A 23,262-nucleotide genomic window follows, 5' to 3' on the forward strand; every position below is an offset into this window, starting at 1 on the left:
GTCGCGTCGAAGGCTGGCCTGCCTCTTTGATTGGGGGGTGGGCTGGTGTTGTCTCTTTGTGTGTGTTGTCTTGACGTTGTTGAGACAAGCTATGAAGGGCACATGGTGGATGCCTTGGCATCAAGAGCCGATGAAGGACGTTGGAGCCTGCGATAAGCCCTGGGGAGTTGGCAACCAAGCTGTGATCCGGGGGTGTCCGAATGGGGAAACCCAGCACGAGTCATGTCGTGTTACCTGCACCTGAACACATAGGGTGTGTGGAGGGAACGTCGGGAAGTGAAACATCTCAGTACCGACAGGAAGAGAAAACAACAGTGATTCCGAGAGTAGTGGCGAGCGAAATCGGATGAGGCTAAACCATGGCTGTGTGATACCCGGCAGGGGTTGCAGTCATGGGGTCGTGGGACCGCTCATGGTGTGCTGCCGTGCACCGAGGAAGTAAGAAACCTGTGTGGAAGTCGAAGTCGGTTGGAAAGCCGTACCGTAGAGGGTGATAGGCCCGTAGACGTAAAGCGCAGGCTTCCGAGCGTGTTCCCAAGTAACACGGAACCCCTGAAATTCCGTGTGAATCTGGCGGGACCACCCGTTAAGCCTAAATACTCCTTGATGACCGATAGCGGACAAGTACCGTGAGGGAAAGGTGAAAAGTACCCCTGGCGGGGAGTGAAATAGTACCTGAAACCGTGTGCCTACAATCCGTCGGAGCTTCCCACTTGTGGGGGGTGACGGCGTGCCTTTTGAAGAATGAGCCTGCGAGTTTGCGGTGTGTTGCGAGGTTAACCCGTGTGGGGAAGCCGTAGCGAAAGCGAGTCCGAACAGGGCGATTCAGTAGCGCGCTCAAGACCCGAAGCGAAGTGATCTATCCATGGGCAGGTTGAAGCGTCGGTAAGACGACGTGGAGGACCGAACCCACTTAGGTTGAAAACTGAGGGGATGACCTGTGGATAGGGGTGAAAGGCCAATCAAACTTCGTGATAGCTGGTTCTCCCCGAAATGCATTTAGGTGCAGCGTTGCGTGTTTCTTGCCGGAGGTAGAGCACTGGATAGCCGATGGGCCCTACAAGGTTACTGACGTTAGCCAAACTCCGAATGCCGGTAAGTGAGAGCGCAGCAGTGAGACTGCGGGGGATAAGCTCCGTAGTCGAGAGGGAAACAGCCCAGACCATCAGCTAAGGCCCCTAAGCGGTGACTAAGTGGAAAAGGATGTGGAGTCGCATTGACAACCAGGAGGTTGGCTTGGAAGCAGCCACCCTTGAAAGAGTGCGTAATAGCTCACTGGTCAAGTGATTCCGCGCCGACAATGTAGCGGGGCTCAAGTCATCCGCCGAAGCTATGGCATTCAGCGAATACATCAGCATCGACTCGATCGGTGTTCAGTGCGCTGGATGGGTAGGGGAGCGTCGTGTGGGCAGTGAAGCGTCGGAGTGATCCAGGCGTGGAGGCCACACGAGTGAGAATGCAGGCATGAGTAGCGAATCACGGGTGAGAAACCCGTGCGCCGAATGATCAAGGGTTCCAGGGTCAAGCTAATCTGCCCTGGGTAAGTCGGGACCTAAGGCGAGGCCGACAGGCGTAGTCGATGGACAACGGGTTGATATTCCCGTACCGGCGAAGTTGCGCCCATGACGAACCTGGTGATGCTAACCACCCGAAGCTCATCGGACCGGACCCTTCGGGGCGAGGCTGGTGGGTGGAGCGTGGGACCCGAGCTGGTAGTAGTCAAGCGATGGGGTGACGCAGGAAGGTAGCCCAACCACAGCGATGGTTGTCTGTGGGCAAGCGTGTAGGGCGTGGTGTAGGCAAATCCGCACCATCCACTTCAGTGTGGAGCCTGAGACGTGACGCGGAGCCATGTATGGCGAAGTGGGTGATCCTATGCTGTCGAGAAAAACCTCTAGCGAGCAACGAGCCGCCCGTACCCCAAACCGACTCAGGTGATCAAGTAGAGAATACTAAGGCGATCGAGACAACCATGGTTAAGGAACTCGGCAAAATGCCCCCGTAACTTCGGGAGAAGGGGGGCCCGGATCGTGTACCCACTTGCTGGGGAAGCGTGAAGGGCCGCAGAGACCAGGGGAAAGCGACTGTTTACTAAAAACACAGGTCCGTGCGAAGTTGTAAGACGATGTATACGGACTGACTCCTGCCCGGTGCTGGAAGGTTAAGAGGACCGGTTAGGCACTTGTGCCGAAGCTGAGAATTTAAGCCCCAGTAAACGGCGGTGGTAACTATAACCATCCTAAGGTAGCGAAATTCCTTGTCGGGTAAGTTCCGACCTGCACGAATGGAGTAACGACTTTCCCGCTGTCTCAACCATGGACTCGGCGAAATTGCACTACGAGTAAAGATGCTCGTTACGCGCGGCAGGACGGAAAGACCCCGGGACCTTTACTATAGTTTGGTATTGGTGTTTGGTACGGCTTGTGTAGGATAGGTGGGAGACTGTGAAGTCCACACGCCAGTGTGGGTGGAGTCAACGTTGAAATACCACTCTGGTCGTACTAGATGTCTAACCTAGGTCCGTTATCCGGATCAGGGACAGTGCCTGATGGGTAGTTTAACTGGGGCGGTTGCCTCCTAAAATGTAACGGAGGCGCTCAAAGGTTCCCTCAGCCTGGTTGGCAATCAGGTGGCGAGTGTAAGTGCACAAGGGAGCTTGACTGTGAGACAGACATGTCGAGCAGGGACGAAAGTCGGAACTAGTGATCTGGCCACGGCATGTGGAAGCGTGGTCACTCAACGGATAAAAGGTACCCCGGGGATAACAGGCTGATCTTCCCCAAGAGTCCATATCGACGGGATGGTTTGGCACCTCGATGTCGGCTCGTCGCATCCTGGGGCTGGAGTAGGTCCCAAGGGTTGGGCTGTTCGCCCATTAAAGCGGCACGCGAGCTGGGTTTAGAACGTCGTGAGACAGTTCGGTCCCTATCCGCCGCGCGCGCAGGAAACTTGAGAAAGGCTGTCCCTAGTACGAGAGGACCGGGATGGACGAACCTCTGGTGTGCCAGTTGTTCTGCCAAGAGCACGGCTGGTTGGCTACGTTCGGAAGTGATAACCGCTGAATGCATCTAAGCGGGAAGCACGTTTCAAGATGAGGTTTCCCACCCAACAATGGGGTAAGGCCCCCCACAGAACATGGGGTTGATAGGCCGGAGGTGTACAGCAGTAATGCCCAGCCGACCGGTACTAATAGGCCGAGGGCTTGTCCCAACCACGTACAAGACCACACACGCGCAAAACAACGAACACATGTTCGCGTCCACTACGCAGTTCCCAACCAACAAACCCAACCCCCCACACGCCCGAAGGGCGTGTGCCAGGGGTGAGAGAGTTTGATCAGGTTGAAAGAGTTACGGCGGCCATAGCGAAACGGGAAACACCCGGTCCCATACCGAACCCGGAAGTTAAGCCTTTCAGCGCCGATGGTACTGCAACCGAGAGGTTGTGGGAGAGTAGGACGCCGCCGGACAAACATTTGGCAGGGGCCACCAGGGATCTGGTGGCCCCTGCGCCATTTCATGGCATGGAGTGAGTACGGTTGCCCCGGGGACGGGGGCCGACGCAGGAAGAAGGAGAGTGCGGCTGTGGCCGAGGACCGTCGAGGACAGCGTCCGGCACGAGGTGGATCCGGCGCGGGACGAGGCAACTCGTCCGGCGGCGGGCGCAGCGGCTCTTCGCCCCGTGGGCGCGGCTCCCGGGACGACCAGCCTCCCGGTCGTGGCGGTTCGTCGCGCGGTGGCGGCTACCAGGGCGGCAAGTCCACCGGTGGCAAGCCGTCGGGTGGCAAGCCCGGCGGGCGCCCCGGCGGTCAGCGGTCGGGCTCCGAGCAGCGCGGTTTCCGTGGGCGTACGGAGGAGAAGCCGCGCACGGCGGACCAGGCGGCCTACGACGGTCCCGACCTGCCCGAAGACATCACCGGCGCCGAGCTGGATCGCGGTGTCCGCGCGCAGCTGAAGGGTCTGCCGGAGAAGCTCGCGGCCCGGGTGGCTCGCCACCTCGCAGCGGCCGGCGCCTTCATCGACGACGACCCCGAGCTCGCCTACCGCCACGCCCTCGCGGCTCGTGCGCGTGCGTCGCGGATCGCCGTGGTGCGCGAGGCTGCGGGGGAGACGGCCTACGCGGCCGGGCACTACGCGGAGGCGCTGTCGGAGCTCCGCGCCGCCAAGCGGATGAACGGCGCGACGGACTACCTGCCGATCATGGCGGACTGCCACCGCGCGCTGGGCAACCCCGAGCAGGCGATCAAGCTGGCGAAGAGCCCGTCCGTCGCGAACTTCAGCTCGGAGGCCAAGGCGGAGATGACGCTGGTCGAGGCCGGGGCGAGGCGTGACATGGGACAGCTCGACGCCGCGTTGCGTACGCTCGAGCTCGCGCCGCTGACATCGAAGAGCCGCTCGGCCTGGGTGGTGCGCCTGCGTTACGCGTACGCGGACACGCTCGAGGCGGCGGGCCGTGAGGAGGACGCGCTCGCCTGGTTCCACCGGACGCACGCCATCGACTCCGACGAGCTCACCGACTCCGCCGAGCGCGCGGACCTGCTGGAGCGTCGTCAGTCCTGACCGGTGCGACACGCTGGCGTTCCGGCGCCTCATGAGTCACAATGGGGTCACTAATCACATACGTGTCACTCGACTCTCGTTGAGCACTGACGACAGACCGCTGGGGAAGGCGCATCTGGAGCGTCGGAACTCAAGGAGGTCACGGTGACCACACGCATTGCTTCCCGCCCGGACGGTCCGGGGACGAGGGGCATTCTCTACGTGCACTCTGCGCCCTCCGCTCTCTGCCCGCACATCGAGTGGGCCGTGGGCGGAGTCCTCGGGGTTGCCGTCTCGCTCGACTGGACGCCGCAGCCTGCCCAGCCGGGCGCCTACCGCGCGGAGCTGTCGTGGACGGGCTCGGCCGGCACCGCTGCCGCCGTGGCGTCCGCGCTCCGCGGGTGGAACCACCTGCGCTTCGAGATCACCGAGGAGCCGACCAGCTCGTCCGAGGGCACGCGCTTCTCGTGCACGCCCGACCTGGGCATCTTCCACGCGATCACCGGGCCGCACGGAGACATCCTGATCCCCGAGGACCGGCTCAAGGCCGCGGTGGTGAAGGCCGCCCTCGGCGACACGACGCTGCTGCTCGAGATCGACAACCTCCTCGGCAAGCCGTGGGACGACGAGCTGGAGACCTTCCGCCACGCCGGCGAGGGTGCTCCCGTGCGGTGGCTGCACCAAGTGGTGTGAGCTCCTAGCCGTTGCGCTTGCGCAGCCGGAACGTGTCGGTGACCTCCACGGAGGTCTCGCTGGTGGTTCCTTCGTAGGACGTGAGCACGCCCGTCAGCGTGAAGCGGCCCTGTGTCGTCGCCCAGCGGCACAATCGGTAGGTCAGGACGCCGGACTCGGCGTCGTTGGGGCCGATCAGCGACTGCGCGTTGACGCCCCGGCCTTCGCGGTCCTGCATCGTGATGTCGAAGGTCCAGTCCTCCGACTCCGTGGTCACCGCGTAGGCGTACGCGTAGTCCTTGCAGCCCCGCTTGAGGCGGCCGTCCGGGGCGTCCAGGGCCCCTGACAGGACGACCGGGTCGGTCTGTACGGTCGGCTCGTCACTGGGGTGGGTGGGCAGGGGGAGCGGCAGAGGGAGCAGGCTCGTCACGGACAGGGCCGCGGCCGCGAGCAGGGTCGACAGCATGACACCTCCGAGGGTTCGAGGTGTCCAACGACCCACGTGTGACGTGCGTTACGTCCTCGGCCGATGCGGCCGGGTCAGAGCGGGATGTTGCCGTGCCGTCCGCGTCGTACGCCGGCCGTGTCGATCTCGTGGCGCATCGCATGGGCGATGGCGCTCCGGGTGCGGGTGGGCTCGACCACCTCGTCCACGACGCCGATCTCGACGGCCTTGTCGACGCCGCCGGCGATGCGCTCGTGCTCGGCGGCGAGCTCGGCCTCGACCTGCGGGCGGATCTCCGGGGAGACCTCCGCCAGCTTGCGGCGGTGCAGGATGCGGATGGCAGCCACGGCACCCATCACGGCCACCTCGGCCCCCGGCCACGCCAGGACACGCGTGGCGCCGAGCGAGCGGGCGTTCATGGCGATGTAGGCGCCGCCGTAGGTCTTGCGGGTCACCAGCGTCACCCGCGGGACCACGCACTCGCCGAAGGCGTGCAGCAGCTTGGCGCCACGGCGTACGACTCCGTCCCACTCCTGGCCGACGCCGGGGAGGTATCCGGGGACGTCCACGAGCACGACGAGCGGCACCCCGAACGCGTCGCACATCCGGACGAACCGGGACGCCTTCTCCGCCGACAGCGAGTCGAGGCAGCCGCCGAGGCGCAGCGGGTTGTTGGCGACGACGCCGACCGTACGGCCGCCGAAGCGTCCGAGCGCGGTGACGACGTTGGGCGCCCAACGAGCGTGCAGCTCCTGCATGGTGCCCTCGTCGAGCAGGCCGTCGACGAGCGGGTGCACGTCGTAGGCGCGCTTCCTGGACTCCGGTAGGAGGGCGCCGAGGTCGCGGTCCTCGACAGAGTCGGCGGCCAGGCTGCCCTGGGAGCCGAGGAGGGAGGCGACCGTACGGGCGCGGTCGAGGGCCTCGCGCTCGGAGTCGGTGAGGATGTGCACCACTCCGGAGCGGCGGCCGTGGGGCTCGGGACCGCCGAGGCGCAGCATGTCGACGTCCTCGCCGGTGACGGAGCGGACCACGTCGGGGCCGGTGACGAAGATGCGGCCCTCCGGGCCGAGGATGACCACGTCGGTCAGCGCCGGCCCGTAGGCCGCGCCGCCGGCGGCGGGGCCGAGCACGACCGAGATCTGCGGGATGACGCCCGACGCCTGGGTCATGACCTGGAAGATCCGGCCGACCGCGTGGAGCGAGAGCACACCCTCGGCCAGCCGCGCGCCTCCGGAGTGCCAGAGACCGATGATCGGCACGCCGTCGGTGATCGCCCTGTGGTAGGCGTCGACGACGACGCGACAGCCCAGGTCGCCCATCGCGCCGCCCATGACGGTGGCGTCGCTGCAGAAGGCGACCACGGAGGTGCCGTCGACGCGGCCGACAGCTGCCAGCATGCCCGAGTCGTCGTCGGGCGTGATCAGCTCGAGGGTGCCGTCGTCGAGGAGGGCGGTGAGGCGGTGGACCGGGTTGCGCGGGTCGTCCGCACGGGGGAGCCTGGCTGGCCTGGTGGCGGTGGCGGTCATCAGACGCTGCCGAAGGCGACCGCGACGTTGGCGCCTCCGAAGCCGAAGGAGTTGTTGAGCGCGACGATGTCGCCCTCCGGCAGGTCGCGTCGTGACGTCGGGATGTCGAGGTCGACCTCGGGGTCCTTGTCGTCGAGGTTGATCGTCGGGGGGCTGACCCGGTCGTGCAGGGCCATCACGGTGGCGACCGCCTCGAGCGCGCCGGCGCCGCCGAGCAGGTGGCCGGTCATGGACTTCGTGCTGGTGACCACGCAGCGCTCGACGTGCTCGCCGAGCACGGCGTGCAGCATGAGGCCCTCGGCGATGTCGCCCTTGGGCGTGGAGGTGGCGTGCGCGTTGACGTGGACCACGGTCGCCGGGTCGACGTCGCCCTCGCGCAGCGCCATCTTGATGGCTCGCGTGCCGCCGCGACCCTCGGGGTCGGGCTGGGCGATGTCGTGGGCGTCGTTGCTGATGCCGGCGCCCCGCACCTCGGCGTAGATCGTCGCGCCACGGGCGCGGGCGTGCTCCTCGGACTCGAGGACCAGCACGGCGCCGCCCTCGCCGAGGACGAAGCCGTCACGGCCGGTGTCCCACGGACGCGAGACCTTCGTCGGGTCGCCGCCCTCCTCGCTGCCGGTCTTGGACAGCGCCATCATGTTGGCGAAGGCGGCCATCGGCAGCGGGTGGATGGCGGCCTCGGTGCCGCCGGCGAGGACCACGTCGGCGCGGCCGAGCCGGATCAGGTCGATGGCCATGGCGATGGCCTCGTTGCCCGAGGCACAGGCCGACGTGGGCGCGTGGACCGCCGCCCGGGCGCCGTACTTGAGGCTGACGTTGGCCGCGGGCGCGTTGGGCATGAGCATCGGGACCGCGAGCGGCGAGACCCGGCGTGCACCCTTCTCGAGGAGGGTGTCGTAGTTGGCGAGCAGCGTGGTCACTCCGCCGATGCCGGACGCGACGGCGACACCGAGGCGCTCGGGCTCGAGACCGGAGCCCTCGAGCCGGGCGTCGGCCCACGCCTGGTCGGCGGCGACCATCGCGAACTGGCTGGACCGGTCGAGGCGGCGTGCCTTGACCCGGTCGAGGACCTCGGACGGCTCGACGGCCGCGCGGCCACCGATCTTCACCGGGAGCTGCTCGACCCACTCGTCGGTGAGGTGGCGTACGCCGGACTCGCCGGCCAGCATGGCGCGCCAGGTCGACGCGACGTCTCCGCCGAGCGGGGAGGTGGTGCCGAGGCCGGTGACGACTACGCGGGTCGAGGGCATGAGATGAGGTTCCGTTTCTCGCGGGGTTCGGGAGGTTCCTGGGTCACGGGGGGGCCGGGCTGGACACCGGCCACCCCGTGACGTGGGGGAGGGCTCAGCCCTGGGCGCGCTCGATGTAGGCGACGGCGTCACCGACGGTCTTGAGGTTCTTGACCTCGTCGTCGGGGATGGTCACGCCGAACTTCTCCTCAGCGGCCACGACGACCTCGACCATGGACAGCGAGTCGACGTCGAGGTCGTCCACGAACGACTTGTCGAGCTGGACGTCGTCGGCGTCGACGCCGGCGACCTCGTTGACGATCTCGGCGAGGTCGGCGCGGATTTCTTCGGTGGTGGCCATGGGGCCTTCCCTTCTGGTGGTGGGTGCTGCTTGGGCTGGTCTGGAGCTCAGGTGGTGCATGGCTACGGGACGGTGACGACCTGGGCGGCGTAGGAGAGCCCGGCGCCGAACGCGATGAGCAGGGCGGTGTCGCCCGACCGGGCCTCACCCTCGGCGATCATCCGGTCGAGCGCGAGCGGGACCGACGCGGCCGAGGTGTTGCCCTGGTCGGCGACATCGCGGGCGATCCGGACCGTGCTGGGGAGCTTCATGGAGCGGGCCATCGCGTCGATGATCCGCATGTTGGCCTGGTGCGGGACGAAGACGTCGAGCTCGTCGATGCTGATGCCGGCGCTGTCGAGCGCCTGCTGGCCGATCTTGGCCATCGCGAAGGAGGCCCAGCGGAACACCGGGTTGCCCTGCATCACCAGGTGCGGCATCACGCCGCTGCCCGGCACCTCGGGGCTGCCGACGACGTCGCGCCAGTCCTCACGCTGCCGGATCAGGTCGAACTGCTCGCCGTCGGAGCCCCACACGACGGGACCGATCCCCGGGGTGTCGCTGGGACCGACGACCGCCGCACCCGCGCCGTCGGCGAAGATGAAGGCGGTGCCGCGGTCGGTGAGGTCGAGGATGTCGGTGAGGCGCTCGACCCCGATCACCAGGACGTGGCGGGCGCTGCCCGCGCGGACGAAGTCCGAGGCCAGCGAGATGCCGTGGCAGAAGCCGGAGCAGGCCGCCGAGATGTCGAAGGCGGCTGCCTGGTCCGTGCCGAGCTCGTGTGCGATGGCGGTGGCGACGGCCGGCGTCTGGAGCAGGTGGCTGACCGTGGCGACGACCACGCAGTCGATCTGGCTGGCGTCGAGCCCGGCACGCTCGAGGGCGATCCTCGATGCCTCGACCGACATCATCTGCACCGACTCGTCAGGACCTGCCCAGCGGCGGGTCTTGATGCCCGAGCGCTGCTGGATCCACTCGTCGCTGGAGTCGATCGCGTCGACGACGTCGGCGTTGGGGACGACGCGGACGGGGCGGTAGGCGCCGATGCCGAGGATGGCCGCGTGCGGCGAGCCGGTCGTGGTGGTGATCGTGGCCATCAGCTCGAACCTTCCGGGTGCAGGCGCAGCAACGGCTGGCCGGGGGAGACGAGGTCGCCGTCCTCGACGAGCCACTCGACGACCGACCCGCCGTGGGGGGCGGACACGTCGACGCGGTCACGCAGGCTGGCGACGGCACCGATCACGACGCCGGGCTCGAGCGCGTCGCGCTCGACCGCCTCGGACGAGAGGTGGAAGGTGCCCTTGGCCGGCGACACGACCATGCGCCAGGTCGGGGTGGTCTCGATCATGGAGGCCTCGCCGTGCTTGTCGCAGAACTCGCGGGCGGCGTCGAGCTGGTCGGGGGTCTTGAGGGCGAACGTCTCGACGCCCTTGAGGGCCCGCTTGGCGATGCCGGTGAGGGTGCCGGCCGGCGGCATCTCGAGGATGCCGGTGACTCCGAGGTCGGACATCGTCTCCATGCAGAGGTCCCACCGCACGGGGTTGGCGATCTGGCCGACGATGCGGCGCAGGACGTCGCGACCGTCGTGCACGACCTGGCCGTCGCGGTTGGAGATGACCGGCGTACGCGGGTCGTGGGTCGAGACCGACCGCGCGAGTGACGACAGCCGGTCCACGGCCGGGCCCATGTGGGTGGTGTGGAATGCGCCGGCGACGCTCAGCGGGACCAGGCGGGCCTTGGCCGGGGGATCCTCGGCGAACGCGGCGAGCTGCTCCGTGGTGCCCGCGGCGACCACCTGGCCGGGGCCGTTGTCGTTGGCCGCGGTGAGACCGTGGCGCTCGACGGCGGCGAGGACCTCCTCGCGGTCCCCACCGAGGACGGCGGTCATCCCCGTCGCGGTGATGGCTGCGGCGTCCGCCATCGCGTTGCCGCGCTCGCGCACCAGGACCATCGCCTGCTCGGCGGTGATCGCGCGGGCTCCGGCCGCCGCGGTGAGCTCGCCGACGCTGTGCCCGGCGACGGCGCCGATGCGGGAGAACGCGTCGGCGGGGTGCGGGAAGAGGTCGAGTGCCGCGACCAGACCGGTCGCGACCAGCAGGGGCTGGGCGACCTTGGTGTCACGGATCGTCTCGGCGTCGGCCTCGGTGCCGAAGTGGGCCAGGTCGATGCCGGCCACGGTGGCCAGCCAGTCGAAGCGCGCAGCGAAGACCGGGTCCTCGAGCCAGGGTGTGAGGAAGCCGGGGGTCTGGGCCCCTTGTCCGGGGGCGACGATGACGAGCACGGGTTCCACTCTGCCGCCTCCGCGACGGTGGTCGCGGGTCCGACGCCGACGAATCTGACCCCCGGAATCTTGTAGGGTTCCTACAGTTCCGTGCGACCCGACTGACGCCCTAGGATCAGCGCGAGCTGGAGGGTGAACGCTTCGCGCGGCCGGGTCGGCGACCAACCGGTGACGTCGGTGACCTGGCGCAGCCGGTAGCGCACCGTGTTGGGGTGCACGAACAGGGCCCGGGCGGTCGCCTCGATGGACGAGCCGTTCGCGAACCAGGCGGCGAGGGTCTCCAGCAGCGTGCCGCGCACGGCCATGAGCGGCAGGTAGACCTCGTCGACGAGGTGGCGTCGTGCGTGCCCGTCGCCGGCGAGCACCCGCTCGGGGAGGAGGTCGCGGCTGGACACCGGCCGTGGGGCGTCGGGCCAGCCGCTGGCGGCGCGGTGGGCGGACAGGGCCGCCCGCGCCGAGGCACTGGCGTGCGCCAGGTCCGCGGTGACCGGGCCGACCACGACCGGTCCGTCGCCGAAGTGGTCGAGCAGCCGCGTCGCCGCCGGGAGGGGGTCGCTCACGCCGCCGAGGACGACGACGAGCCGGTCGCCCTGGATGGCGCACAGGGCGTCCATCCCGCCGGCGCGGGCGGAGCGGCGCACGGACTCGAAGACGTCGAGCTCGGCGCGGTGGGGCGGCACGGCGCCCAGCACCACGGCGACGTCACCGTGGGCACCCCAGCCGAGGGCGCTGGCGCGGGACAGGACGGTCTCGTCGGCCTCGGCCCGGACGACGGCGTCGACGACCAGGGCCTCGAGTCGGGCGTCCCACGCGCCCCGGGACTCCGCCGCCCGGGCGTAGACCGCGGCCGTGGCGAAGGCGACCTCGCGTGCGTAAAGGAGCACCGCGTCGTGGACCTCCCGGGCGTCCTCCGGGTCGAGCAGCGCGTCGATGGTGGTCTCCACGACCCGGATGCTGAGCCGCACCAGCTCCACCGTCTGCTGAAGGGAGATGACGCCGGTGAGCTCGCGCGGCGCGGCGCCGAAGACCACGACGTCGAGGGGGTCGTGCGCGGAGGCCTCGACCTCGTGGTCGTACCACTCGACGAAGCCCCGGATACCGGCCTGCACGATGAGCCCGACCCACGAGCGGTCCTGGGCGCTGAGGTCGTCGAACCACGGCAGGTCGGTGGACATCCGCCCCGTCGCGGCCGTGCTCAGCGCCCCCGTCGAGTTGCGCAGGGCCTCGGCGGCGCGGCGTCGGGACGGAGGCATGGAGCGACTCTAGTGGGGTGCGGGTCGTAGTGGGATTCCCACGAACGGGCACCGAAGGTCACGACTTCGCATCGGCGGCGGTCCCGTGGTGGCGACCGTGCCGGCATCTGGTTGAATCCGGGACCTGCCCCCGCCGTCGTTGGAGTCACCGTGCCCCGTCGCACCAGCCCGCACCTGCAGCGCGTCACCGTGCACGGACACCGTCGCGCGTACGTCCGCATGGGGTCGGGGCCGGTGGTCCTCCTGCTGCACGGCCTCGGCTGCGACCACACCACCTGGGTGCCGGTCATGGAGTCCCTGGCACGCACCCACACCGTGATCGCGCCGGACCTCCTCGGCCACGGCTCGTCGGACAAGCCGCGCGCCGACTACAGCGTGGGCGGATATGCCAACGGCATGCGCGACCTGCTGACCGTGCTGGGTGTCGACTCCGCGACCGTGGTCGGGCACAGCTTCGGCGGAGGCGTGGCCATGCAGTTCGCGTACCAGTACCCCGAGCGGACCGAGCGCCTGGTCCTGGTGGGCTCGGGCGGGCTGGGGCCGGACGTCAGCCCGGCCATCCGGGCCATCACCACGCCCGGCTTCCACCAGGTGATGGGACTGCTGGCCGCGCCCGGCCTGCGGCACGCCGCCACGGCCACGATGCGGCTGCTCGCCCGCAGCCGGATGTCCCAGGTGCGTGACCTGGGCGAGGTCGCCGACATCTATGACTCGTTCAAGGACCCGCGCACCCGCGCGGCCATCCGGCACGTCGTCCGCGCCGTCGTCGACTGGCGCGGCCAGATCGTCACGATGGCCGACCGCGCCTACCTCACCGAGGCCATGCCCATGTGCGTCATCTGGGGCGCGGACGACATGGTGATCCCGGTCAGCCATGCCAGCAACGCGAGTGCCCTCGCGCCCTCCGCCCGCATCGAGATCGTGCCGAACGCCGGACACTTCCCGCACCGGGACCACCCGGAGCGGTTCGTGAAGATCGTGCGCGACTTCATGAGGTCCACCGAGCCCAGCCGCTACGACCGCGAGCGGTGGCGCCAGCTGCTGGACGAGGGCGCCTCCGTGCCGTCGGTGCACGCGGAGGCCGGGGAGTCGCCGCTCGCCCCGGTGCACTCCGTACGCCGCGCGTCGAGCGCCTGACGGCATTCCACCCGGTCAGCCCCAGCCGCTCAACCTGCCTTCGCCCACGCCCGGAGCTCGTTCCTCGCTCCGCGCTGCTCAGGCATCCCCACCCTCCTGCTGGATGTCCTGCGTCGCCGTCGGGTCGTCGATCTTGTAGCGCTCGAAGGCCTCGACGACCTTCTCCACGGGCACCTCGCCGGCGTCGGCGAGGGCCTGGAGGGCCTGGACGACGACGCTGACGGCGTCGATGTGGAAGAAGCGGCGGGCGGCCGGTCGGGTGTCGGCGAAGCCGAACCCGTCCGCGCCGAGCACGCGGTAGTCGCCGGGCACCCAGCGCGCGATCTGCAGCGGGACTGCCCGCATGTAGTCGGACACCGCGACGACCGGCCCCTGCACGCCGGCGAGCCGGTCGCTGACGTAGGCGGTGCGCTTCTCCGCGCCCGGGTTGAGCAGGTTCCACTGCTCAGCGGCTGCACCGTCGCGGGCGAGCTCGTTCCACGAGGTGACCGACCAGAGGTCGGACTGCACGCCCCAGTCCTCGGCGAGGAGGCGAGCGGCCTCCTGGACCCACGGGAAGCCCACCCCGGAGGCCAGCAGCTGGACGCGGGGTCCCTCACCGTCGGCGGCGGCGACCTGGTGGATGCCCTTGAGGATGCCCTCGACGTCGACGTCCGACGGCTCGGCCGGCATCGAGACGGGCTCGTTGTAGACGGTCAGGTAGTAGATGACGTCCTCGCCCTTGCCGTCCGGGCCGCCCGAGCCGTACATGCGCTCGAGGCCGTTCTGCATGATGTGGCTGATCTCGTAGGAGAACGCGGGGTCGTAGTGGACGACCGCCGGGTTGGTCGCCGCGATCAGCGGCGAGTGCCCGTCGGCGTGCTGGAGGCCCTCACCTGTCAGCGTGGTGCGGCCGGCGGTGGCACCGATGAGGAAGCCGCGGGCCAGCTGGTCGGCCATCGCCCAGATCGAGTCGCCCGTGCGCTGGAACCCGAACATCGAGTAGAAGATGTAGAACGGGATCATGTGCTCGCCGTGCGTGGTGTACGCCGAGCCGGCCGCCGTGGCCGAGGCCATCGCGCCGGCCTCGGAGATGCCCTCGTGGAGCATCTGGCCCTGCGCGGACTCCTTGTAGGACAGCAGCATCTTGCGGTCGACCGACTCGTACTGCTGGCCGCCGGGGTTGTAGACCTTGGCGCTCGGGAACATCGAGTCCATGCCGAAGGTGCGGTACTCGTCGGGCGCGATCGGTACCACGCGGTCGCCGATCTCCGGGTCCTTCATCCAGTCGCGGAGCAGCCGGACCACGGCCATGGTCGTGGCGAACTTGTTCTTGCCGGACCCCTGCTTGAGCTCGGCGTAGAGCTCGTCACCGGGCAGCTTGAGCGCGGTGGCGCGGTTGACGCGGCGCGGGACCGAGCCGCCGAGCGCCGTGCGGCGCTCGAGCATGTACTCGATCTCGGGGGAGTCGGCACCCGGGTGGTAGAACGGCGCGCCACCGGTCTTCTCGTAGGACTCCTCGAGGTCGCGGTCGCTGATCGGCAGGTAGAGCCGGTCGCGGAACTTCTTGAGGTCCGGGAGGGTCAGCTTCTTCATCTGGTGGGTGGCGTTCTTGCCCTCGAGGGCGTCGATCGTCCAGCCCTTGATGGTGTGGGCGAGGATCACCGTCGGCTGACCGGTGTGCTTGGTCGCGGCGTCGAAGGCGGCGTACACCTTGCGGTAGTCGTGGCCACCGCGGGGGAGCTTCTCGATCTGGGTGTCAGACATGTGCTCGACCATCTTGCGCAGGCGCGGGTCCGTGCCGAAGAAGTGCTCGCGGATGTAGCCGCCGTCCTCGGTGGAGTAGGTCTGGAACTGCCCGTCGGGGGTGGAGTTCATCTTGTTGACCAGCACGCCGTCGACGTCCTTGGCGAGCAGCGCGTCCCACTCGCGGCCCCACACGACCTTGATGACGTTCCAGCCGGCGCCGCGGAAGTTGGCCTCGAGCTCCTGCATGATCTTGCCGTTGCCCGTGACCGGGCCGTCGAGCTGCTGCAGGTTGCAGTTGATGATCCAGGTGAGGTTGTCGAGCTCCTCGCGCGCGGCCACGCGGATCGCGCCCAGTGACTCGGGCTCGGCCATCTCGCCGTCGCCCATGAACGCCCAGACCCGCTGCTGCTTGGTGTCCTTGATGCCGCGGTTGTCGAGGTAGCGGTTGAACCGGGCCTGGTAGATCGAGCTGATGGCGGTGAGGCCCATCGAGACCGTGGGGAACTCCCAGAAGTCCGGCATCAGGCGCGGGTGGGGGTAGGACGGGAGGCCGGCGCCCTTGCCGTGCTGGACCTCCTGGCGGAACCGGTAGAGCTGCTCCTCGCCCAGGCGGCCCTCGAGGAACGCGCGGGAGTAGATGCCCGGCGAGCCGTGGCCCTGGATGTAGAGCTGGTCGCCGCCGCCCTCGTGGTCCTTGCCGCGGAAGAAGTGGTTGAAGCCGACCTCGTAGAGGCTGGCGGAGGACTGGTAGGTGGCGATGTGGCCGCCGACCTCGAGACCCTTGCGGTTGGCCGAGGAGACCATGACCGCGGCGTTCCAGCGGATGAACGCCCGGATGCGGCGCTCGACCTCCTCGTCGCCGGGGAACCACGGCTCGCGCTCGGGCGGGATGGTGTTGATGTAGTCGGTGGAGCGCAGCGCGGGCACACCGACCTGCTTCTCCCGCGCTCGCTCGAGCAGGCGCAGCATCACGTAGCGAGCCCGGTCACGGCCCCGGTCGTCGAGCATCGCATCGAAGGACGCGAGCCACTCCTGGGTCTCGTCGGGGTCGATGTCGGGCAGCTGGGTGGGGAGTCCCTCGTGGATCACCGACGCGATGGCCGTGCTCGTGCTGGACTTCTCGTCGGACTTCTCGGCGTCACTCACCCGCTCATCGTGTCACGCGAGCCCGCCCCGCGAAATCTACCCGCAAGTAGTCCCGCAGGGCGTACATCCGGGCCCGTCCCGGCTCGCCGGGCGGGACGGGGTTGCGGCGCCTGCCGTGTTCCTGTGGACTGTGCGCAACCATGCCTGAGCAGGTGACCGTCCGGTCGGCTGTCCAGGCGCACCCGGACATTGGAGGCAATGCGTGAGCTCGACGGTGGGCGACTCTGCCCCGGTGACAGGCACGGGGGACCGGCTCGGGCTCAAGCCCGGCATGGTCGTCCAGGAACTCGGCTGGGACAACGACACCGATGACGAGCTGCGCGTCGCGGTCGAGGACTGCATCGACGCCGACATGGTCGACGGCGACTACGGCAACGTCGTGGACGCCGTGCTGCTGTGGTGGCGCGACGACGACGGCGACCTCGTCGACGGCCTCGTGGACGCCCTGACCGACCTCGTCGGCGGCGGCTCGATCTGGTTGCTGACCCCGAAGGTCGGACGGTCCGGGACGGTGGACGCCGCCGACATCGCCGAGGCAGCGCCGATCGCCGGGCTGTCGCAGACGACCACCGCCGCGGTCAGCAAGGACTGGCAGGCCACGCGGCTGGTCGCTCCGAAGACTCCGGCGTGACGGCCCGCGACCTCTCGAGCTCCCTCGCGGCCCGGGCCTCGGGCGTCGCCACGACGCTCGGCGTGCTCGGCAGTGCCGGAGTGATCCGCCCCTACGGCCCGCGCACGCTCGTCGACATCGGGCGCGTGGTGCTGCGCTGGGGCACGGGCCCGGCGGGCGGCTTCGCGACGCTGGCGGCGCGCGCACCCCACCAGGTCGGCGTCGTCGACGAGCTCGGCGAGCTGACCTGGGGCGAGCTGCACCGCCGCTCCAACTCCCTGGCCCGCGCGCTGTCCGAGCGCGGTGTGCGCGAGGGCGACTCCGTGGCGGTGATGTGTCGCAACCACCGCGGCTTCGTCGACGCCTCGATCGCCGTCGCCAAGCTGGGCGCCGACATCCTCTACCTCAACACCGCGTTCGCGGGCCCGCAGCTGGTGGACGTGCTCGAGCGCGAGGCGCCGAGCCTGGTCGTCCACGACGAGGAGTTCACCGCCCTGCTCGCCGGGGCCCGGGTCGAGCGCCGCGTGCTGGCGTGGACCGACGGAGACCCCGGCTCGGAGGAGACCCTCGAGCGGCTCGTCTCCGCCCACGACGAGTCCGACCTCCACCCGCCGCAGCGTCACGCCCGGATCGTCATCCTGACCTCCGGCACCACCGGCGCGCCCAAGGGCGCACCGCGCAAGGAGGCGGGCATCGACGCGGCCGTCTCGCTGCTCTCGCGGATGCCGCTGCGGGCCGGGTGGCGTACGCACGTCGCGGCACCGCTGTTCCACACGTGGGGCTTCGCGCACCTCGCGCTCGCGATGCTCCTGGGCTCCACGGTCGTGCTCCGGCGCACCTTCGACCCGGAGGCCGCCCTGCGCACGGCCCAGGACGAGCGGTGCCAGTCGATGGTCGTCATCCCGGTGATGATCCAGCGGATGCTCGCGCTCGACCCCGAGGTCCTCGACGGGATCGACCTGTCCCGCGTCGAGGTCGTCGCGTCGTCCGGCTCCGCCCTGCCTGCGACGCTCGCCCGGGCGTGGATGGACCGCTTCGGCGACAACCTCTACAACATCTACGGCTCGACCGAGGTCGCGTACGCCTCGATCGCCACGCCGGAGGATCTGCGCGCCGACCCGACCTCGGCCGGCAAGCCCCCGTACGGCACGGTCGTGAAGATCCTCGACGAGGCGGGCAGCGAGCTCCCGCCCGGCGAGACCGGACGGATCTTCGTCGGCAACGGGCTGCTCTTCGAGGGCTACACCAACGGCGGGTCCAAGGAGGTCGTGGACGGCCTGATGTCGTCGGGCGACGTGGGCTACTACGACGAGGCCGGCCGCCTACACGTCGCGGGCCGCGACGACGACATGATCGTCTCCGGAGGGGAGAATGTGTTCCCCCAGGAGGTCGAGGACTGCCTCGTCACCCACGAGCAGGTGGGGGAGGTCGCTGCCATCGGTGTCAGCGACGAGGACTATGGTCAGCGCCTGCGCGCCTTCGTGGTGCGCACCGGCGAGGTGTCGGAGGACGAGCTGCGCGACCACGTGAGGGCCAACCTGGCGAGGTTCAAGGTGCCCCGCGAGATCGTGTTCCTCGACGAGCTGCCTCGCAACGCCACCGGCAAGATCCTCAAGCGGGAGCTCGCCGAGTGGGACCGGGCGAAGGACGAGGCCACCACCCAGAAGGACGGCGAGGAACCAGCGTGACCAGCGAAGGACTGTGCATCGGCGACGAGGCACCCGACTTCACGCTCCGCGACCAGTTCGGCCAGGACGTGCGCCTCAGCGGCTTCCGGGGTCGCAAGGCGGTCGTGCTCATGTTCTTCCCGTTCGCGTTCACCGGGGTGTGCACGGGCGAGCTGTCGGGCGTACGGGACCGTCTCGACGAGTTCCTCAGCTTCGACACCGAGGTCCTCGCGATCTCCTGCGACTCCGTCTATGCGCTGCGCACCTTCGCCGAGTCCGAAGGACTCAACTTCCCGCTGCTGTCGGACTGGTGGCCGCACGGCGCGGTGTCGTCGGCCTATGAGGTCTTCGACACCGTCCGCGGTGCGCCCCGGCGCTCGTCGTACGTCGTGGACCGCGACGGCCGACTGCGCTGGTCGGTGCACAACGCCAACCCCGACGGACGGGACCTCGACGAGCACCTCCGTGAGCTGCACGCGGCCCTCGAGACCCACCTGGTCTAGACAGGTCCAGACCCATTTTCGGGATTCTTGGAACCACCCTTGGACCGGGGTGTAATCTTCTTCTTGTTGAGCCGCTGGTGACCCGAGACGCCAGCGGCTCAACTCATTTCTCCCACAGGCGCGCGGTCCCGTAGGGTGTGCCACTGCGCGTCGGTAGCTCAGCGGTAGAGCACTCGGTTTACACCCGAGCGGTCGGCGGTTCGAAACCGTCCCGACGCACCCGGTCCCCACCGTGAGAGCCGTGCATGAGAGCCCTCTCATCGGCGCCTCACCGTCGGCTCACCCCCGGCCGACAGTCTTCTCGTACACCGGGCCGCACGGCCCCCGACGAGAGGAACAACGATGAGGAAGATCCTTCCCACCGCCCTGCTGGGTGTCGCCGGCCTGACCGCCTTCGGCCTGATCGGCATGTCGTCGCCCGTCGTGTCCGCCGGCGTCGACGAGGCCGCCAAGCGCGAGGACGAGGCTCCGTCGCTGGTCCTGGTGGCCGACGACGACGATGACGACACCAACGACGACACCGACACCAACAGCCCGTCGTACACCGACCAGAGCCGCGACACCGACGACAGCACCAACAGCCGGGTCACCGACGTGAGCCGTGACCGCGACAAGAGCCGCGGCGACAAGACCCGCGACTGGACCCGTGACGGCGGCGACCGCACCCGCGACTGGTCGGCCAACAGGACCAACGACCGCAGCCGCAACGACACCCGCGGCTGATCGACCGCGGTCGACGAGGGGGGCGAGATGGGCACGCGCGACGACGGCTGGCACCTCGACGAGGGCGAGCTCCTCGCGCCCGGGCTGAGCGCGCTGCGCCGGCTCGGCGGGGGAGCCGCCTACGAGGCCTGGCTGTGCTTCGACGAGGTGACGTGGTCGCCGGTCGTGGTGAAGGTCCTGCGCCCCTCCCAGGTCGAGGACGAGTCCTCCCGGCGCGGCCTGCGCCGGGAGGTCCTGGCCCTGGCGACCGTCAACCACCCCGTGGTCGTCCGCTGGCTCCGCGACGGCCAGGACGGCGACCGGCCCCACGTCGTGCTCGAGCACATCGACGGCCCGCGCCTGTCCAGCCTGATCCGCCGTTACGGGCGGCTGCAGGAGCAGCAGTACCTCCCGCTCGCCATCGACGTCGCCGCGGCCCTGCACTACTTCCGCCACATCGGCTGGACCCACCTCGACATCAAGCCGAGCAACGTGATCATGGGTGCTCCCGCGCGCCTGATCGACCTCTCGGTCGCCCGGACCGAGGAGGACGCACGCCTGCTGCGCCACCCGATCGGCACCGACGCCTACATGTCTCCCGAGCAGTGCGACCCGGGCGCCTCGCACGAGCACGGCGGGCCCGTCCCGTCCTTCGCGTCCGACGTCTGGGGACTCGGCGCGACGCTCTTCCACGCCGTCGCCGGCACCAGGCCCTTCGAGCACGGCGATCCCGACGCCCGCGACGTACGCCTGCGCTTCCCGCAGCTCGTCGCAGCCCCTGCCGCGCTGCCCGACGACGTGCCCCCGGTCGTTGCCGAGGTGATCGCGGCGTGCCTGCGCGTCGACCCCGACGCGCGCCCGCTGCCGCACGAGGTGGCCGAGGCCCTCGAGCCCGTCCTCGCCGGCCTGCCGCGCGGCTCGCTCGCCGGCTTCAAGATCCGGGGCTAGGAAGATCCGGGGCTAGGTAGATCCGGGGCTAGGAAGATCCGGGGTTGAGCCGGTAGCCGACCCCGCGGACGGTGGCGATCGACCCGGTGCCGAGCTTCTTGCGCAGGTAGCCGACGTAGACGTCGACGACGTTGGAGCCGGGGTCGAAGTCGTAGCCCCACACGAGGTCGAGGAGCTGCTCGCGGGTGAGGACCTGGCCGGGGTTGAGCAGGAAGATCTCGGCCAGTGCGAACTCGCGCGCGGACAGCTCGGACTCGCCCTGCGGGCCGGAGATGCGGCGCGTACGCCGGTCGAGCCGCAGCGTGCCGACGACGAGGTCGTCGCCACTGGCCGGCGCGTCCGCCGGGGCGAGCGAGCGCAGCCGGAGCCGGATCCGGGCCATCAGCTCGGCGAAGCGGAACGGCTTGGCCATGTAGTCGTCGGCGCCGCTGTCGAGGGCGGTGACGGTGTCGGTCACGGAGTCGCGGGCCGTGAGGATGATGACCGGCATCCGGCTGCCCTGCGAGCGCAGCCGGTCGAGCACCTCGAAGCCGTCCATCCCCGGCAGCCCGATGTCGAGCACCATGAGGTCGAAGCGACCGGAGAGCGCCTCGTCGAGCCCGCTCGGTCCGTCGGCCGCCACGGTCGGCTGGTGGCCCTCGGCGCGCAGGCCCTTGGCCACGAACGAGGCGATCCGCTCCTCGTCCTCCACGATCAGGATCTGGGCCACGTCGTCTCCTCGCTGGTCATCTGGTCATCGTCCGCACGGGGAGCGCGATCTCCACGTGCGCGCCGTGCGGCTCGGCGTCGGTGATGCGTACGGTGCCGCCGTGGGCCTCGGCGATCGCGCTGACGATGCTGAGCCCCAGGCCGAAGCCGTCGTCGCCCGCGCGCACGTGGCTGCGTCCGAAGCGCTCGACCACGGCGTCGCGGTCCTCGGGCGGGATGCCGTCGCCGGTGTCACGGACCCACAGCCGGACCTCGTCGTCGTCGCCGGCCGAGCCGATCGCGACGACGGTGCCGGTGTCGGTGTGCTTGACGGCGTTGTCGGCGAGCTGGAGCAGGGCCTGGGTGATGCGCTGCTCGTCGAGCACTGCCCGGCCACGCGCCATCGCGTCGAGCTGCCAGTCACGGTCGCCGAGCGCCCTGGCCTTGGCCAGCACGGACTGCGTGAGCGACGTCAGCTCGACCTCACCGAGCACGAGGAAGTCCGGCCGCCTGCTCTTGGCGAGGAGCATGAGGTCGCCCACCAGGCGTGACATCCGGTCGACCTCGTCGAGCAGCAGGTCGCGGGTCTGGGCGAGCTCGTCGGGGTCGTCGCCGTCGAGGAGCTCGAGGTGCCCGCGGACGACCGTCAGGGGGGTCTTGAGCTCGTGGCCCGCGTCGTCGAGGAACTGCCGCTGGGCCGCGAAGCCCCCGTCGAGGCGCTCGAGCATGCCGTTGATGGTGCGGGTGAGCGCGGTGATGTCGTCGTTGCCGCGCTCGGGGATGCGCCGGGAGAGGTCGGTGGCGGTGATCTCGCGGGCGGTCTCCTCGAGAGTGCGCAGCGGGGCGAGCAGGCGACCGGACTGGAAGGCGGCGATGGTGGTGATGAGGCCGAGCGAGAGCAGCGCGATCAGGGTGTAGGTCCGGAGGGTGCCGTTGAGCTCCTCGTGCTCGTCGCGCAGGAAGTTGACGATGACGAGGGCGCCGTCGCCCTGGGCGTTCGTGACCGGCACGAGGGTCACCCACGTCTCGCCGAAGGTCGGTGAGTCGATGACCCGGGTGCCCCCGGACCCGGCCAGGTCGGACAGGGCGGCCTGGTAGTCGGGCTCGTCGAGCACCTCCTGGCCGTAGCGGTTGACCGTGCGCTCCGGGATCTCGCCGCGGACGTAGCCGACGAGCATCTCGTCGTCGTCGGGGACGTTGCGGGTGAGGAAGACGTTGAGCACGCGGGCCACGTCGTCGAACGGCTCCCCGGTGTTGGGGTCCCGCTTGAGGTTGCGGAACTCCGCGATCTCCTGGCTGATCTGTGAGGTGACCTGACGCTCGATGCGCGCCGACTCCAGTGCGTACACGAGGAGGCCGGCGCCGGTCATCGCGGCCGCAGTGAGGACGGCGATGACGACGGTGAGGCGGGTCCGGACGGAGACACGCGTGAAGCGGTGGCGGGCACTGTCAGTCGTCCCCGTCGGTCCGCTCGTCGTCGGTGTCGTCATCATCTGGTCCGTCGTCGTCCCACTCGTCGTCGTCATCCTCCCCGACCGGTGTCGGCTGCGGGGTCACCACGCGAGCCTGGTCGCCGGTGCCCCCGCCGGAACCGTCGCGCTGGCGACCCCCACCGCGGCCGTCGCCGTTGCGATCGCCCCGGCGCTCGCGGTCGCTGCCCGAGGTGGTGTCGGGCGCCGGTGCCTCAGGCTCGTCGGCCGGCGCGTCGCGCAGGATGACCGGGCTGTGGTCGGCGGGTGGAGGTGCTCCGGGCGAGACGAGCGACCCGGCGACGTAGGCCGTCACCGGCACCACGACCGCCAGGAGCAGCAGCACCTTCGTCACCGGTCCCATGCTCCTGATCGTGCTCG

The 23,262-nt window shown here is 69.3% G+C and carries 19 protein-coding genes, 1 tRNA gene and 2 rRNA genes; 11 read left to right on the forward strand and 11 right to left on the reverse strand.

Translation table 11 applies throughout. From position 1 onward, the window contains the following. The first annotated feature begins 82 nt into the window (after positions 1 to 82). From EXE59_RS15705 to EXE59_RS15720, 4 genes are all read left to right on the forward strand, one after another. Positions 83 to 3,210 (forward strand): 23S ribosomal RNA (locus EXE59_RS15705). Positions 3,211 to 3,351: 141 nt separating this feature from the next. Continuing rightward, positions 3,352 to 3,469: ribosomal RNA gene (rrf, locus tag EXE59_RS15710) — 5S ribosomal RNA — on the forward strand. 115 nt (positions 3,470 to 3,584) lie between these two features. Then, complete coding sequence (locus EXE59_RS15715; RefSeq protein WP_135839742.1) at positions 3,585 to 4,559, forward strand: tetratricopeptide repeat protein; 975 nt, start codon at positions 3,585 to 3,587, stop codon at positions 4,557 to 4,559. Between the two features lie 144 nt (positions 4,560 to 4,703). Next, complete coding sequence (locus tag EXE59_RS15720) at positions 4,704 to 5,231, forward strand: DUF3145 domain-containing protein (RefSeq protein WP_425464519.1); 528 nt, start codon at positions 4,704 to 4,706, stop codon at positions 5,229 to 5,231. 4 nt (positions 5,232 to 5,235) lie between these two features. On the opposite strand, the gene EXE59_RS15725 is transcribed toward EXE59_RS15720, so the two are convergent. From EXE59_RS15725 to EXE59_RS15755, 7 genes are all read right to left on the reverse strand, one after another. Continuing rightward, on the reverse strand, positions 5,236 to 5,676 hold the full coding sequence (locus tag EXE59_RS15725; RefSeq protein ID WP_135839743.1) for a hypothetical protein: 441 nt from the start codon (positions 5,674 to 5,676) through the stop codon (positions 5,236 to 5,238). A 74-nt stretch (positions 5,677 to 5,750) separates the two neighbouring features. Further along, complete coding sequence (locus EXE59_RS15730) at positions 5,751 to 7,181, reverse strand: acyl-CoA carboxylase subunit beta (protein ID WP_135839744.1); 1,431 nt, start codon at positions 7,179 to 7,181, stop codon at positions 5,751 to 5,753. Beyond that, positions 7,181 to 8,431 (reverse strand): beta-ketoacyl-[acyl-carrier-protein] synthase family protein, encoded by a 1,251-nt coding sequence (locus EXE59_RS15735; protein ID WP_135839745.1) that lies wholly within the window; start codon positions 8,429 to 8,431, stop codon positions 7,181 to 7,183. Before EXE59_RS15735 ends, EXE59_RS15730 begins: the two co-directional genes overlap by 1 nt. Before the next feature lie 94 nt (positions 8,432 to 8,525). Then, positions 8,526 to 8,771 (reverse strand): acyl carrier protein, encoded by a 246-nt coding sequence (locus tag EXE59_RS15740; RefSeq protein ID WP_135839746.1) that lies wholly within the window; start codon positions 8,769 to 8,771, stop codon positions 8,526 to 8,528. 62 nt (positions 8,772 to 8,833) lie between these two features. Further along, positions 8,834 to 9,847 (reverse strand): beta-ketoacyl-ACP synthase III, encoded by a 1,014-nt coding sequence (locus EXE59_RS15745; protein WP_135839747.1) that lies wholly within the window; start codon positions 9,845 to 9,847, stop codon positions 8,834 to 8,836. Further along, on the reverse strand, positions 9,847 to 11,031 hold the full coding sequence (locus EXE59_RS15750; RefSeq protein WP_135839748.1) for an acyltransferase domain-containing protein: 1,185 nt from the start codon (positions 11,029 to 11,031) through the stop codon (positions 9,847 to 9,849). The genes EXE59_RS15745 and EXE59_RS15750 overlap by 1 nt, the downstream gene beginning before the upstream one ends. A gap of 80 nt (positions 11,032 to 11,111) precedes the next feature. Next, complete coding sequence (locus EXE59_RS15755) at positions 11,112 to 12,284, reverse strand: PucR family transcriptional regulator (protein WP_135839749.1); 1,173 nt, start codon at positions 12,282 to 12,284, stop codon at positions 11,112 to 11,114. A 150-nt stretch (positions 12,285 to 12,434) separates the two neighbouring features. On the opposite strand from EXE59_RS15755, the gene EXE59_RS15760 reads away from it, so the two are divergent. Next, positions 12,435 to 13,421 (forward strand): alpha/beta fold hydrolase, encoded by a 987-nt coding sequence (locus EXE59_RS15760; protein ID WP_246056824.1) that lies wholly within the window; start codon positions 12,435 to 12,437, stop codon positions 13,419 to 13,421. Between the two features lie 78 nt (positions 13,422 to 13,499). Here the strand turns inward: EXE59_RS15760 and aceE are convergent, their stop codons facing one another. After that, positions 13,500 to 16,295 carry a pyruvate dehydrogenase (acetyl-transferring), homodimeric type gene (gene aceE, locus EXE59_RS15765; protein WP_168218549.1) on the reverse strand — a complete coding sequence of 932 codons (2,796 nt, stop codon included), beginning with the start codon at positions 16,293 to 16,295 and terminating at the stop codon, positions 13,500 to 13,502. A 232-nt stretch (positions 16,296 to 16,527) separates the two neighbouring features. On the opposite strand from aceE, the gene EXE59_RS15770 reads away from it, so the two are divergent. The 6 genes from EXE59_RS15770 (at position 16,528) to EXE59_RS15795 (ending at position 20,725) form a co-directional block, all read left to right on the forward strand. Continuing rightward, entirely contained in the window at positions 16,528 to 16,926 is a 399-nt protein-coding gene (locus EXE59_RS15770; protein ID WP_281280322.1) for a DUF3052 domain-containing protein, read from the forward strand. After that, positions 16,923 to 18,593, forward strand: coding sequence for an AMP-binding protein (locus EXE59_RS15775; RefSeq protein WP_135839751.1), 1,671 nt, complete (start codon positions 16,923 to 16,925; stop codon positions 18,591 to 18,593). Before EXE59_RS15770 ends, EXE59_RS15775 begins: the two co-directional genes overlap by 4 nt. Further along, entirely contained in the window at positions 18,590 to 19,075 is a 486-nt protein-coding gene (locus EXE59_RS15780) for a peroxiredoxin (protein WP_135839752.1), read from the forward strand. The genes EXE59_RS15775 and EXE59_RS15780 overlap by 4 nt, the downstream gene beginning before the upstream one ends. Before the next feature lie 147 nt (positions 19,076 to 19,222). After that, positions 19,223 to 19,294: transfer RNA gene (locus EXE59_RS15785), tRNA-Val, on the forward strand. 123 nt (positions 19,295 to 19,417) lie between these two features. Next, positions 19,418 to 19,798 (forward strand): hypothetical protein, encoded by a 381-nt coding sequence (locus EXE59_RS15790; RefSeq protein WP_135839753.1) that lies wholly within the window; start codon positions 19,418 to 19,420, stop codon positions 19,796 to 19,798. 27 nt (positions 19,799 to 19,825) lie between these two features. Further along, positions 19,826 to 20,725 (forward strand): serine/threonine-protein kinase, encoded by a 900-nt coding sequence (locus EXE59_RS15795; protein ID WP_135839754.1) that lies wholly within the window; start codon positions 19,826 to 19,828, stop codon positions 20,723 to 20,725. A gap of 28 nt (positions 20,726 to 20,753) precedes the next feature. On the opposite strand, the gene EXE59_RS15800 is transcribed toward EXE59_RS15795, so the two are convergent. The 3 genes from EXE59_RS15800 to EXE59_RS15810 are packed head-to-tail and all read right to left on the reverse strand — an operon-like array spanning position 20,754 to position 23,245. After that, the gene (locus EXE59_RS15800; protein WP_135839755.1) at positions 20,754 to 21,434 is read right to left on the reverse strand and encodes a response regulator transcription factor; all 681 of its coding nucleotides are present in this window, start codon (positions 21,432 to 21,434) and stop codon (positions 20,754 to 20,756) included. Positions 21,435 to 21,450: 16 nt separating this feature from the next. After that, on the reverse strand, positions 21,451 to 22,905 hold the full coding sequence (locus EXE59_RS15805; protein ID WP_246056825.1) for a sensor histidine kinase: 1,455 nt from the start codon (positions 22,903 to 22,905) through the stop codon (positions 21,451 to 21,453). Next, positions 22,862 to 23,245 (reverse strand): hypothetical protein, encoded by a 384-nt coding sequence (locus EXE59_RS15810; RefSeq protein WP_135839757.1) that lies wholly within the window; start codon positions 23,243 to 23,245, stop codon positions 22,862 to 22,864. The genes EXE59_RS15805 and EXE59_RS15810 overlap by 44 nt, the downstream gene beginning before the upstream one ends. Positions 23,246 to 23,262: the final 17 nt, after the last annotated feature.

This window comes from Nocardioides eburneiflavus (genome assembly GCF_004785795.1).
GTDB classification, from domain to species: Bacteria; Actinomycetota; Actinomycetes; order Propionibacteriales; family Nocardioidaceae; genus Nocardioides; species Nocardioides eburneiflavus.